The organism is Nocardia sp. NPDC004711 (assembly GCF_053601595.1).
Genome location: NZ_JBSGCB010000006.1, coordinates 90238 through 102609, shown reverse-complemented (window position 1 = coordinate 102609; position 12372 = coordinate 90238). Strand labels below are relative to the sequence as shown.

General features: G+C 68.4%; 12 protein-coding genes. 5 read left to right on the top strand and 7 right to left on the bottom strand.

Translation table 11 applies throughout. The features are described 5' to 3' along the window. Positions 1 to 137 precede the first annotated feature (137 nt). From ACWEKS_RS07560 to ACWEKS_RS07550, 3 genes are all read left to right on the top strand, one after another. On the top strand, positions 138 to 842 hold the full coding sequence (locus tag ACWEKS_RS07560) for a hypothetical protein (RefSeq protein WP_452339327.1): 705 nt from the start codon (positions 138 to 140) through the stop codon (positions 840 to 842). Between the two features lie 42 nt (positions 843 to 884). Next, positions 885 to 1898 (top strand): alpha/beta hydrolase, encoded by a 1014-nt coding sequence (locus ACWEKS_RS07555; protein WP_452339326.1) that lies wholly within the window; start codon positions 885 to 887, stop codon positions 1896 to 1898. A 258-nt stretch (positions 1899 to 2156) separates the two neighbouring features. Continuing rightward, complete coding sequence (locus ACWEKS_RS07550; protein WP_452339325.1) at positions 2157 to 3059, top strand: cutinase family protein; 903 nt, start codon at positions 2157 to 2159, stop codon at positions 3057 to 3059. A gap of 105 nt (positions 3060 to 3164) precedes the next feature. On the opposite strand, the gene ACWEKS_RS07545 is transcribed toward ACWEKS_RS07550, so the two are convergent. From ACWEKS_RS07545 to lysX, 4 genes are all read right to left on the bottom strand, one after another. After that, complete coding sequence (locus tag ACWEKS_RS07545; RefSeq protein ID WP_452339324.1) at positions 3165 to 3497, bottom strand: hypothetical protein; 333 nt, start codon at positions 3495 to 3497, stop codon at positions 3165 to 3167. 112 nt (positions 3498 to 3609) lie between these two features. Beyond that, positions 3610 to 4227, bottom strand: coding sequence for a histidine phosphatase family protein (locus ACWEKS_RS07540; protein ID WP_452339323.1), 618 nt, complete (start codon positions 4225 to 4227; stop codon positions 3610 to 3612). Positions 4228 to 4270: 43 nt separating this feature from the next. Continuing rightward, positions 4271 to 4471: a hypothetical protein gene (locus tag ACWEKS_RS07535; RefSeq protein WP_379384644.1), complete on the bottom strand. Its 201-nt coding sequence runs from the start codon at positions 4469 to 4471 to the stop codon at positions 4271 to 4273. 113 nt (positions 4472 to 4584) lie between these two features. Beyond that, entirely contained in the window at positions 4585 to 7929 is a 3345-nt protein-coding gene (gene lysX / locus ACWEKS_RS07530; protein WP_452339322.1) for a bifunctional lysylphosphatidylglycerol synthetase/lysine--tRNA ligase LysX, read from the bottom strand. 130 nt (positions 7930 to 8059) lie between these two features. On the opposite strand from lysX, the gene ACWEKS_RS07525 reads away from it, so the two are divergent. After that, entirely contained in the window at positions 8060 to 8281 is a 222-nt protein-coding gene (locus ACWEKS_RS07525) for an RNA-binding S4 domain-containing protein (RefSeq protein WP_452339321.1), read from the top strand. A gap of 189 nt (positions 8282 to 8470) precedes the next feature. Here the strand turns inward: ACWEKS_RS07525 and rraA are convergent, their stop codons facing one another. Further along, positions 8471 to 8962, bottom strand: a complete 492-nt coding sequence (rraA, locus tag ACWEKS_RS07520) for a ribonuclease E activity regulator RraA (protein WP_364608888.1) — start codon at positions 8960 to 8962, stop codon at positions 8471 to 8473. Between the two features lie 5 nt (positions 8963 to 8967). Continuing rightward, positions 8968 to 9474, bottom strand: coding sequence for a nitroreductase/quinone reductase family protein (locus ACWEKS_RS07515; RefSeq protein ID WP_452339320.1), 507 nt, complete (start codon positions 9472 to 9474; stop codon positions 8968 to 8970). 153 nt (positions 9475 to 9627) lie between these two features. Here ACWEKS_RS07515 and ACWEKS_RS07510 point away from each other — a divergent pair, with 153 nt between their 5' ends. Next, entirely contained in the window at positions 9628 to 11868 is a 2241-nt protein-coding gene (locus ACWEKS_RS07510; RefSeq protein WP_452339319.1) for a serine/threonine-protein kinase, read from the top strand. Here the strand turns inward: ACWEKS_RS07510 and ACWEKS_RS07505 are convergent, their stop codons facing one another. After that, entirely contained in the window at positions 11869 to 12330 is a 462-nt protein-coding gene (locus tag ACWEKS_RS07505) for an SRPBCC family protein (protein WP_452339318.1), read from the bottom strand. Between the last annotated feature and the right edge of the window lie 42 nt (positions 12331 to 12372).

The following is a 12372-nucleotide window of genomic DNA, read 5'->3' as shown; positions in this document are numbered from 1 at the left end:
GTTTTGTCAAACCCTGGACAGGGGACCAGTTACACCTGTTTACTTACTCCCCGTGTGGAGTCCACCCTCCGAGTCGTCCGCAGCGCTCGGTAAGTATGGATCGGTCCCGGAGGATCTCGGGACACTTGGAGGAAAATATGTTCCGTAATCGCCGTGCGGCCGCGATCGCGACCTCTGCCGCAATGGTTTTCGCGGGCCTGAGCATGACCACGCTGGAGACGGGCGCCGCGTCAGCGGATACGACCTGCGCCCTGAGCTCGCATGCCACCAAGAACGACATCAGCACCGTGGGCATCACCATGACCTACGACAAGAGCGCCAACCTCGACTCGGTCGGCATCGGCACCACGGTGACCTACAAGGTCGTCGTCGGCACCACCGGTATCGGTAACCCGTACGTCAACACCATCACCGACTACCCGCCGTCGGGCTTCGGCGCGCCGGTCAAGGCCAGCATCACCGCCTACCACCTGGCGGGCGGTCAGCGCACCGAAGACGTCACCCCGGAGCCGAACGCCGGCGGCTGGAAGGTGACCAGCACGGGCTGGTTCGTGAACTCCGGCAACCCGGTGACCCTCAACATCACCTACCCGGTTCCGACCAACCTCTCGGCCGGTCAGCAGGTCACCAGCGGTGGCATCGGCGTCGCCGGCACCGTCGGTGTCAGCAACGAGCTCCCCAACCTGACCGCGTGCTTCACCGCCCGCGCCAACACCGTCGGCGAGGACGCGCTGGGCAGCCTCAACAACAACGGCCTCGGCTCGGCCGACGGCCAGCTCAGCTCGACCGGTTCGCTCAGCACCATCCTGTCGGACGCGATCCGCAAGTACATCGGCAGCTGATTCCCGTTCCGGGCCGATTCGATCGATAGGAAAACCGTACCGATGCTCACCGGTAAGCTCTCGGCGCTCGCCGCGATCTCGGCAATTGCACTCTCCCTGGCATTGTCGTCCGCGCCCGGGACCATCGGTACGGCCACGGCGGATGATTCCACCGGATCCCATCTGGTCTCGATCGATCGGCCCGGCCAGCGGCAAGAGGAGATCTCGGTCTATTCGGCCGCGATGGACCGGGTGATCACGCTTCAGGTGATCACCCCGTTCGACAACAGTGTGCCGCGACCCACGTTGTATCTGCTGAATGGCGCGGGCGGTGGTGAGGATGCCGCGACCTGGTATCGCCAAACCGATATCGTGCAATTCTTCGCGGATAAGAACGTGAATGTTGTTTCCCCGATCGGTGGCAAATTCTCCTATTACACCGACTGGCAGAAAGACGACCCGAGTCTGGGCCGCCAGAAATGGGAGACCTTTCTGACCGCGGAACTGCCGCCGATCCTGGATTCGGTGCTGCACGCCTCCGGCGCGAACGCGGTAGCGGGCGTGTCGATGTCGGCGACCTCCGCGCTGAATCTGGCCATCGCGGCCCCCGATCGGTACCGGGCAGTCGCCTCCTACAGTGGCTGCGCCTCCACCGCCGACGAGAACAGCCGCCGCTACATCCAGCTCGTCCTCGACCGCGGTGACGCGGATTCCCGCAATATGTGGGGCGAGCCCGGCGACCCGGACTGGCAGCAGCACGACGCCGTGCTCAATGCCGCCGCCCTGCGCGGGAAGGCGCTGTTCATCTCGAGTTCGACCGGTCTGCCCGGGCCGATGGACACCCTCGATTCACCCTCGATCGGCGGGCGTCCGGCGACGCTGGCCAACCAGATCATCCTGGGTGGCGTGATCGAGGCCGCGACCAACGGGTGCACGCACCAGCTCGCAGATCGCCTCGGCCAGTTGGGGATCCCCGCGCAGGTCGAATTCAGCCCTGCCGGAACGCATTCCTGGCGGTACTGGCAGGACGCGCTGCATCGGTCGTGGCCGATGCTCGAGGCGGCATTGCAGGACTGAGGTCCGAAATGTGGCTTCCGGCACAACTTTCGGCCGGAAATCGGACGTCTTCGCCGTCTCGCCTGGCATGGTCGAATAGGCCCCTTTATGCTTGTCGGCGGTGTGTCGCCGATCTCGTCATTCGGTCTGTTCCAGTCAGCTCAGCCGGGCGGTTACTTGGGTTAACCCTCAGTGCACCGGACTGTCATCCGGCGACCGCACCATGATCCGGAATCGGGACGCGCAACCTGTCCCGGCACAAGCGGGAACTGGAGCAGTATGCGGTTGAAGAATGTTGTCGCGGCTGCGGGGGCAGCGGCGAGCGTGCTCATGTCGGGAATCGTCCTGGGCAGCGGTCCCGCTACGGCCGCCCCCGGCGCGGGCTGCCCGAGTTTCTACACGGTCGCCGTGCCCGGCACCTGGGAGACCGGCCACGACAAGGACCCCAAGCCCGGCATGCTGGCCGCGGTGACCGACGGATTGCCCGGTGCGGTCGACTATGTCACCTACGCGGCCACCGCCTTCCCCTGGGAGGGCGACGTCTACGCCGCCTCCAAGAAGGAAGCCGTCGACAATGCCCGCGGTCTGGTGCAGGACATGGGCGCGCGCTGCCCGGGCACCAGGATCGCCATCACCGGCTACAGCCAGGGCGCCGACGCGGCCGGCGATCTCGCCGCCGAGATCGGCAGCGGCCACGGCGTGGTGCCGCCGGATCGCATCGCGGCGGTCGCGCTGATCTCCGATCCCCGCCGCTCGCCCACCGACGCTCAGATCGGCCCGATCGCCCCCGGCGCGGGTGCGGGCGGGCCACGGGTCGGCGGCTTCGGCTGGGTCAGCGACAAGGTGCGCACCGTGTGCGCCATCGGCGACCTGTACTGCTCCACCGAGGAGACCGACTTCCTCACGCGCTTCGCGGGTTTCCTGGCGCAGTCGTCCAACCCGAACAACTTCAACCTGTGGCAGACCCAGCTCGAACTCGGGTCCATCCTCAACGACCTGATGGCGCAGGGTGGTCTGCCGACGCTGCAGGCCCAGCTGGCCGACGGTCCGGACAGCGAGTACGCCCACCAGCTCGAGCAGTTCTACCGCAGCGGCAAGCACACCAGCTACGGCAGCTACGGCGTCGGCGGCGGCCAGACCGCGCTGACCTGGATGCACAACTGGATCGCGACCAACGCGTAGCGGACGGCCCGGCGGTGGGCCGGGCCCGCGAAACCTGAAAAGGCCGCTCCCACACTGGGAGCGGCCTTTTCGGTGTCCGAGCCGATGAGGTCGTCGCCGGCCGGGTTACATGCCGAAGGAGCCGGTGGGCGGCAGCCAGGCGGGGGCCGGAGCCGGGTTGTTGTTCCAGCCGTTGTCGCCGTTGTTCCAGCCGCCGTTGTTCCAGCCGTTGTCGCCGTTGTTCCAGCCGCCGTCGTTGTCGTGGTCGTGGCGGTGGTGGTCACGGTCGTGATCCCAGGGGCCGTGGTCGTCGATCTGCTGGGCGACGACCGGGGTGGCGGCGTCGTCGGGGGTCGCGGCATTCGCGGGGAGGGTGACGACGGCGAGCGGGATGGCGGCGAGGGCACCGGCCGCGGCGAGGCGCAGGGCGAGACGGCGGCGGGGCTTGATGATGGACATCGTGGTGCCTTTCTGTCGGGATCGTGGGCCGCGGGGAAGCGGCTCTCGAGTTCCCATCGAAGGCTCCGGCGCTTGGAAGGGTGTGGGATCGGGCTGGGAGTCCGCTGAGCGTCTAGGGGCGCGGACGTTGCATGCGCGGCAACAGGTCCCAGACGTGGCCGTTCTCGTTGATGGTGGCCGCGGTGCGGCCGCCGCTGCGCGAGTACAGGATCCGGGTGATCGAGCAGTAGTCGATGGGGAAGGTGAGCGGGCGGGCCAGGCCCAGCACCTCCTGCAGCAGCACGTTGATCACCCCGCCGTGCGCGAAGACGACCACGGTGTCGGTGTGCTCGGCGGCCGCCACGATGCTCGCGATGCTGTCGCGCACGCGGCCGATGAAGGCGTCGCCGTCGATCTGCTCGGGCAGGTGCCCGGCCTTGATGCGCGCGTAGGTTTCCCGGAATTCCTGCTGGGCGTCCTCGATCGGGACGTATATCGGCAGGTCGCGGTCGTACTCGGCGAGCCCGTCGAGGACGTCGATGCCGAGTCCGAGCTTCTCCGCTGTGGGCCTGGCGGTTTCGCGGGCCCGCAGTTGCGGGCTGCTGACCACGCGGGCGATGCGGTGGTGGGCGAGTGCGGCCGGGACCCGGCCCGCCTGTTCGAGGCCGATCGCGGTGAGATCCGGGTCGGCATGGCCGGATTCGGCCAGGACTCGTTGCGGCTGGGCGTGACGGACGAGGATCAACTGCACGCCCACCACTCTGCCGCACCCCGCCCGCGGTGCGCCGCGGGGGCTAGCGGTTCTTGCGGCGGCTCATCAGGTAGACGATGCCGAGCACCAGCACCACGATGCCGATGCAGCAGACCGCGAGGAAGCCCCAGAAGCTGGTGCCGCGCCGGCTGCTGGTGCGGCGGGCGGCGGTGTTCTCGAGGGCGGCGTTCCAGGTGTCCGGGTGGGTCCACACGTGGTGGTCCAGCAGGGTCGCCTGGGTCATGAGATCTAGGTAGTGCATGGATACCCCAATCCGTGTGGCCGGTGGGCCCGCCCCGGGCCGAATCCCAGATTAACCGGGGATCCGGCCCGGGGAATCAGGGTTTTCCCTGGTCCCTATCGGGATTCGCTTTGCGTGGTGCGGGGTTTCACGAGCGGGAACGGCAGCGTTTCGCGGATGCTGCGGCCGATCAGCAGCATGACCACCCGGTCCACGCCGACGCCGAGACCGCCGGTGGGCGGCATGGCGTGTTCGAGGGCCTGCAGGAAGTCCTCGTCGAGTTCCATGGCCTCCGGGTCGCCGCCGGCGGCCAGCATGGACTGTTCGGTGAGGCGGCGGCGCTGTTCCACCGGATCGGTCAATTCGCTGTAGGCGGTGCCCAGTTCGACGCCCCAGGCCACCAGGTCCCAGCGCTCGGTGACGCCCGGAATGTGCCGGTGCGCGCGCGTGAGCGGGGAGACGGAGGTGGGGAAGTCGATGTAGAAGGTGGGTTCCTCGGTGGCCGATTCCACCAGGTGCTCGTACATCTCGAGCACGAGTTGCCCGGCGTCCCAGCCCAATTGGAAGGGCACGCCCGCCTTCTCGCAGAGCAGCCGCAGCCGCTCCTCGTCGGTGTCGGGGGTGATGGTCTCACCGATCGCCTCGGAGACGGCCCCGTGCACGGTCTTGACCGGCCAGTCGCCGGAAATGTCCACCTCGGTGAGGGCACCGTCGGGTCCGGGGCGCAGCGCCACCATCTTGCCGTTTGCGGCCACCGCGGCCTCCTGGATGAGCTGGCGGCAGGCGTGCATCATGCGTTCGTAATCGCTGTGCGCCTCATAGGCTTCCAGGATGGTGAACTCGGGGTTGTGGCTGTAGTCCACGCCCTCGTTGCGGAAGACGCGGCCGAGTTCGAACACCTTCTCCATGCCGCCCACGCACAGTCGCTTGAGGTACAGCTCGGGGGCGATGCGCAGGTACAGGCCGAGGTCGTAGGCGTTGATGTGGGTGGTGAACGGGGTGGCGTTGGCGCCGCCGTGCACCTGCTGCAGGACGGGGGTCTCGACTTCGAGGAATCCCCAGCCGTGCAAGGTGTCTCGCAGCGACCGCACCACCGCGCTGCGCTTGGCCAGCACCTCGCGGATATCGGTGTTGATGGCCATGTCGACATAGCGTTGCCGCACTCGGGCTTCCGGGTCGGACAGACCCTTCCATTTGTCCGGCAGCGGGTGCAGGCATTTGCCGATCATCCGCCAGTCCTGGGCGAGCAGCGAGAGTTCGCCGCGGCAGCTGCGGCCGATCTGGCCGCTCACCTCGACCAGGTCGCCCAGGTCGAAGAATTCGGTGAACGACTCGCTGCGGTCGGCGCCCACCCGGCCGCGGTCGATGAGCAGCTGGATGTCGCCGGACCAGTCGCGCAGCACGGCGAAGATGACGCCGCCGTAGTCGCGAATCCGCAACAGCCGCCCGCAGACTCGCACCGTGGTGCCCTGCGGGCAGCCGCGGGCGGCGGACACGGTGTGGGTGGGCGGGTAGGCGACCGGGTAGGCCTCGACGCCGGATTCCTGGAGCTTCTCCAGCTTGTCCATGCGCACCCGCACCTGTTCGGGGCGGCGCGGGCCCTGCTCCTCGAGCTCCTCCGGCGGCAGGTCGGGCGGGCTGCCGTCGGCGTGCAGCCCGGTCATGGTGGGCGGCACCGAGGGCCGCAGACCGGTGTGCGCGGAGGCGTCGTGTTCGCGGCCGATGCGGGGCAGGAAGCCTTCGGCGAGCGCGCTGGCCGTGGCGACGCGCAGCAGGTGCCGGCGTTCCTCGAACAGCGAGAACCGTGGCACCCAGTCCGGCTGGTACTTCACATTGGAGCGGTAGAGCGCCTCCAGCTGGTACCAGCGGGAGAAGAACATGAGCACGCCGCGCCACAGGCGCAGCACCGGGCCGGCGCCGATGCGGCCGCCCTCCTCGAAGACCGCGCGGAAGACCGCGAAGTTCAACGAGATTCGGGTGATGGCGTACTGCTCGGAGGTGAGGGCGAGCCGCGAGATCATGAGTTCCATCAGCCCGTTGGGCCCGGTGCGGTCGCGGCGCATGAGGTCGAGGGAGACACCGGTGCGGCCCCACGGCACGAACGACAGCATGCCGAGCACCTGGCCGTTGGGGGCGACGGACTCGACCAGCAGGCAGTCGCCGTCCAGCGGATCCCCGAGCCGGTCGAGGGCCATGGAGAAGCCGCGTTCGGTCTCGGTGTCGCGCCAGGCGTCGGCGCGCCGCATGACGTCGGCCATCTCCTCGGGCGGGACCTCCCGGTGCCGCCGCACCCGCACCGTGATGCCCTGCTTGGCAAGACGATTGGCGGCCTGGCGGACCGGTTTCATATCGGGTCCGGCGAGGGAGAAGCTGCGGGTCTCGAGGATGGCCTCGTCGCCCAGCCGCAGCGCGGACAGTCCGGCCCGCCGGTAGGCGGTCGCGCCGATCTCGCTGGCGCCCATGACCGCCGGGGCCCACCCGTACTGGTCGGCCAGCCGCAGCCAGGCGTCGATGGCGTGGCCCCAGGACTCCTTCTGCCCGATGGGGTCGCCCGAGGCCAGGCACACGCCGAGTTCGACGCGGTAGGTGACTGCGGCCTTGCCGCTGGGCGCGAAGACGACGGCCTTGTCGCGGCGGGTGGCGAAGTAGCCGAGCGAGTCCTCGACATCGGAGCGTTCGATGAGCCCCCGAATGGCGGATTCGTCCAGCCCGGTGAGCGCGTTGGAGGAGCGCTGCGACCGGAACAGGGTGAAGACGGCGGCCAGCAGCGCGATCGCGCCGAACAGACCGAGCAGCAGGTTGACCAGGTGCGGCGGGTGCCCGTCGAAGTCCTCGTTGGAGACCAGGATCGCGCCGGTGACCCGGGACACCGCCCACAGCGCGCGTTCGGTGTGGTCGGGCAGGCTGCCGGGGAACAGTTCGACCAGTCCCCAGCCGACCAGGCAGCCCAGCGCGAGCCCGCCGGCCAGCACGCCGAGCGCGCGCCAGACCGCGCCGCGCTGCACGTGCGTGTAGAACTCGGACCACGCGGCGATGAGCACGCCGATGACCACGACGTGAATGACCAATGCCACCAGGGCATTGATGTCGCCCTCGGCGGCGAAGTCGAGGGCGTTGGCGAGCGCGAAGGCCGCCATGTACCCGACCAGCAGCCACCAGGCGATCCGCTTGCGGCTGGCGGTGGCGCCCGCCAGCAGGCCCACCACCAGCGCCCACACCAGTGAGGTGTCGGGGGCGTCGAAGTAGTAGGTGTCGACGAAGTGGCGTAGGTGCGAGGTCAGGAACCGCAGCCCGGGCGAGATGCTCCAGGCGAAGCAGAGGACCGAGAAGACGCCGAGCGCGGTGCCCGCGATATGCGGCACCTCGCGCAGCCGGCCGTGCCCGCGGTGTGGCACCTCGGGCGATCGCGGCTCCGGTCTCTGGTCGGAGTCGTGGGGCGGCCGGTCCTGCGTCGAAGTCACTGCACCAGTGTGAATGTTGCCGATGCCCATATGCACTCAGAACCCGGTTCGTGTCTCGTGGCCGCCGCGTGGCGGCTGGTGGTGGGGGCGGCGTTTGGTGTGGAGACGGCCGCGGGTGAGGATGTAACCCATGTCGGATCCAGTCGATGTCCCGATCGAAGACGATGTCATTCGACTCGGCCAGTTCCTGAAGCTGGCGAACCTCATCGATTCCGGTTCGGAAGCCAAGACGGTTATCGCCCAGGGCCTGGTTCGTGTCAACGACGAGGTGGAGCTGCGACGGGGTCGCCAGCTACATGCGGGCGATGTGGTGGCACTGGCCGGGCACCAGGCCCGGGTCACCAGCGGCTGAGCGCGCTTCGCGGGCAAGGTACTCCCGGATCCGTAGGGGTTCGGTCTGCGCCCCGCGCGGCCGGGCTCACCGCGTTCCCTGCGGGTTGCCGGCGGCGTGACTCCCGCGGGGGCTCGGAGGCGGGGCCCCCGGCTCCCCATTCTCGGGGGTACGGCGGCCGTTACCCCTGAGAGCTTCCCGAGAGTTGGGTCAATCCTCGCTGCGAACGACAACGCCGTCATGGTCGCTGTAGAGCATGTCGCCGGGAACGAAGGTGACGCCACCGAATTCGACGGTGACATCTTTCTCGGCATTCGCGCCGGTCTGGGTGCTCTTGCGCGGGTTGGTGCCCAGCGCCTTGATGCCGATGGGCAGGGTGCGCAGGATGGCCGAGTCCCGGACCGCGCCGTTGACGACGACCCCGGCCCAGCCGTTGTCGACGCCGCGGCCCGCGATGATGTCGCCGACCAGCGCGGTGTGCACGCTCGCGCCGCCGTCCACGACGAGCACCCGGCCTTCGCCGGGTTCGCCGAGGGTCTGCTTGACGAGCAGGTTGTCCTGGAAGGTCCGGATGGTCACGATGCGTCCGGCGAAGACCTCGTGGCCGCCGAACTGGATGAACTGGGTGTCGCAGCTGCGGATCTCGGGGCCGATCTCGTCGGCGAGGTCGGCGGTGGCAGTGGCGTTCGCTGATTCGGTCACGGTAACTATCTTGTCAGGGCGAAAATGCGCAAGTCACGAGCGGTGCGATTGCGGTAGGCGGTGTACGCCTGCGTGGTCTCCTCGAAGCGTTCGAAGACCGCCTGCTGGCGGTCCTCGTCGACTACCAGGGTGGCGGTGACCGGAATGTGCTGCCCGGCGATGGCGACCTCGGCGGCCGGACTGGCGAGCAGGTTGGCGGTCCACGCCGGGTGGTGGGACTGACCGAAGTTGGATCCGATCACGTAGAGCGTATCGCCTTCGTGCACGTAGAGCAGGGGAGTGGTGCGCGGCTGCCCGGATTTGCGGCCGACGGTGGTGAGCAGGATGACGGGCGCGCCGATCGGGCCGAGCACGGTGTACTTGCCGCCGGTGCGTTCGAGCACCTTGCGATCCAGCGGCGTCAGTTTGCGGATGACCAGTGAGCCGACCTTGGTGGCGGCGAACGGACTGGCCAGGCGGGACAGCAGATTGGTGCGGGAACCCCAGATCCGCTCGGGAAACTGCTCACTCATACCGCGACTCTAGTGGCCCGTGACCGGCGGTGTTGTGCCGTCGCGATGCGCTCTGCGGCTGCCGAACGATCTATCCACAAGAGTTAATCAACCGTGCAGTCGGATTCTCGGGCGCATACTGGCGGCACCCGATGGGTTCAGGTCGGGAGAGGCATGAACGTAGAACAGGCGATCGACTCGGGTGCTGTCGACGAGACCCGCTCCCTGCTGGCGTCCGTGCTCGCCGGATTCCAGGCCGCCTGGGAGGCGGCCGCGGCGCCACCCCGCCTGGCCGAATTCCTGCCACGCACACCGCACCTGCGCCGCCTGGTGCTGATCGAACTGATCAAGGTCGACCTGGAATACCGCTGGATCCGCTACGACTTCCCCAAGCGCCTGGCCGACTACCGGGCCGAGTTCGACGAATTGCGTTCCGGTCCACTGCCGCCCGATCTGGCCTACGAGGAGTTCCACGCGCTGCGGCGCTCCGGGCCGCACGGGAATGGTCACGGTGCGGCGGTGGACGGCGGCTGCCATCCGACCGAGGTCGCCGCCACCGAATGGGCCGAGCACGACTACCGCAGCACCCTCATCGCCCGGCCGCAGGCGCAGCACGCCCTGGAGGGCATCGAGGTCGGCGATCGGCTGGACGATTTCGATCTGCTGGTGGAACTGGGCAGCGGCGCCTTCGCCCGGGTCTTCCTGGCCCGGCAGCGGTCCATGCAGCGACTGGTGGCGGTGAAGGTCTCGCAGAACCACGGCACCGAATCCGAGACCCTGGCGCGGCTGGATCACGAGCACATCGTGCGCGTCTTCGACCAGCGGCTGCTCGGCGACCGGGAGCTGAAACTGCTGTACATGCAATATCTTCCGGGCGGCACGCTGTCGAAGGTGCTGGCACTGGTGCGTTCTCGCGAGCCGGCGGATCGCGACGGCGGGCTGCTGCTGGAGGCGGTGGACGCGGCCATGCGGGACCGGGGCGGCCTGGTGCCCGGCGAATCACCCACGCGCGCAGCGATGCCGGAGCGCAGCTGGCCGGAAACCGTTGCCTGGCTGGGCAGCCGGTTGGCACGCGCACTCGACCACGCGGCCCGGAACGGGGTGCTGCACCGCGATATCAAGCCCGCCAATGTGCTGCTCACCGCCGATGGCAGCCCGAAACTGGCGGATTTCAATATCAGTTTCAGCGCGCACGTGGCGGGGACCAGCCCGCTGGCCTATTTCGGCGGCTCGCTGGCGTACATGTCGCCCGAGCAGCTGGCGGCCTGTCACCCGCAGCTGCCCGAGACCGCCGCTGATCTGGACGGCCGCAGCGACATCTACGCGCTGGGGGTGGTGCTGTGGGAGCTGCTCACCGGCCGCCGTCCCTTCGAGGACGAAACCCGCGCGGGGGATTCGGAATCCTCGCTCGAACGCATGCTCCGGCTGCGCCGCCACGAGATCGAGCCCGCCCGCCTCGACGACCTGCCGCCGGACTGCCCGGCCACGCTGCGGCGGGTGCTGCTCAAATGCCTGGCCCCCGATCGCGAGGACCGCTGGGCCACGGGTGCGGCGCTGGCCCAGCAGCTGGACCTGTGCCTGGATCAGCGGGCCCGGGATCTGGTGGATCCGCCGGCGAGCAGCTGGCGGTCCCGGGTCGGCCCGTGGTCGCTGGTCGCGCTGATCACGGCGGCCAGCATGTTCGGTGACGGGCTCGGCATCGCCTACGCCAACCTGCACAATCATCCGCTGTTCGCGCTCTGGTTCTCGGCGGGGGAGCAGGCGCGGCTGCGGTTGGTGGGCAATCTGCTGTTCCTGGTCAGCACGCCGGCCGCCATCGCGCTCACCAATTACCTGTGCCGCCGGGCGTTCATCGTGTGGCGCGGACTGCGGCGCGGCCGGACCTACGATCCGGAGACCCTGGCCCGGGCGCGGCGCGACACCCTGATCGACGGCGACCGGGTGGCGCTGCTGGCCTTCGGCTGGTGGGTGGTGTCGGCCGCGATCACGGCCATCGCGCTGGTCGTGTACACCGGCCTGCCGCCGGGGCGCATTGTGAATCTGATTGCGACGATGCTGGTTTCGGGTGCGATCGCGGTCGCGTACCCGTTCTTCGTGGTGACGTTCTTCGTGGTGCGCTGCTTCTATCCGCGGCTGCTCACCCACGGTGAGACGGCGCGCGATCACGATGCCCTGCGCGCCCTGAGCCGTCGCTGCACCCGGTATCTCGCGGTGGCGGTGGCGATTCCGTTGATCGGAGTGATCGCGAGTCTGACGTTCCTGTCCGCCGAAGAGGTTTCGCTGGAGCTGATCTCCATCTACGCGCTGTGCGCGGTGGGTGTCCTCGGGTTCCTCGGCGACTACTGGCTGTTCCGCCGGACCGAGGCCGATCTGCGGGCCTTCGCGGGGGTCGGCGGCTCTGGCGACCCCGGGTGACTAGGCGGACGTGCGGGTGGTGTGGAACGCGGCGACCTGGGTGACCAGATTGTGGGTGGAGCTCTTCACCGCGAGCTTCACGAACGGCTCGATGGTCTTGCCGAGGATCTTGCCCGCGATGCCGCCGGGGACCCGGTAGTCGACGATGGCGTCGATGGTGCAGGATTCCTCGCCCTTGTCGTGGAAGAGGAAGGTGGATTCGATCTCGAAGCCCTTGATGGACTTCACCGCGATGGCGGAGCCGGGTTCGTGCCGGACGATCTTGATGGTGGAGTGCAGGGCGATCGGGCCCAGCTGAATGGTGCCGTCGAAGGTGGCATCCACGCCTTCGACCTGGTCGGTCAGCGGGGTGAAGGCACTGATCTCATTGATGAATTTCGGCAGGTGCCGGTAATCGTTGACGTAGGCGAAGGCCGATTCGGCCGAGGCGGCGCAGTCCGCGACGATCTTGACTTCGGTCATGGGCGCAACTGTAACGTGTTCTAGTTTTACCCGCAGGTCTTG

Coding starts and splice junctions, on each gene's coding strand:
- ACWEKS_RS07510 (WP_452339319.1), top strand. CDS start 9,628: ATGAACGTAGAACAGGCGATCGACTCGGGTGCTGTCGACGAGACCCGC.
- ACWEKS_RS07535 (WP_379384644.1), bottom strand. CDS start 4,471: ATGACCCAGGCGACCCTGCTGGACCACCACGTGTGGACCCACCCGGAC.
- ACWEKS_RS07525 (WP_452339321.1), top strand. CDS start 8,060: ATGTCGGATCCAGTCGATGTCCCGATCGAAGACGATGTCATTCGACTC.
- ACWEKS_RS07555 (WP_452339326.1), top strand. CDS start 885: ATGCTCACCGGTAAGCTCTCGGCGCTCGCCGCGATCTCGGCAATTGCA.
- ACWEKS_RS07505 (WP_452339318.1), bottom strand. CDS start 12,330: ATGACCGAAGTCAAGATCGTCGCGGACTGCGCCGCCTCGGCCGAATCG.
- ACWEKS_RS07515 (WP_452339320.1), bottom strand. CDS start 9,474: ATGAGTGAGCAGTTTCCCGAGCGGATCTGGGGTTCCCGCACCAATCTG.
- ACWEKS_RS07545 (WP_452339324.1), bottom strand. CDS start 3,497: ATGTCCATCATCAAGCCCCGCCGCCGTCTCGCCCTGCGCCTCGCCGCG.
- ACWEKS_RS07560 (WP_452339327.1), top strand. CDS start 138: ATGTTCCGTAATCGCCGTGCGGCCGCGATCGCGACCTCTGCCGCAATG.
- ACWEKS_RS07550 (WP_452339325.1), top strand. CDS start 2,157: ATGCGGTTGAAGAATGTTGTCGCGGCTGCGGGGGCAGCGGCGAGCGTG.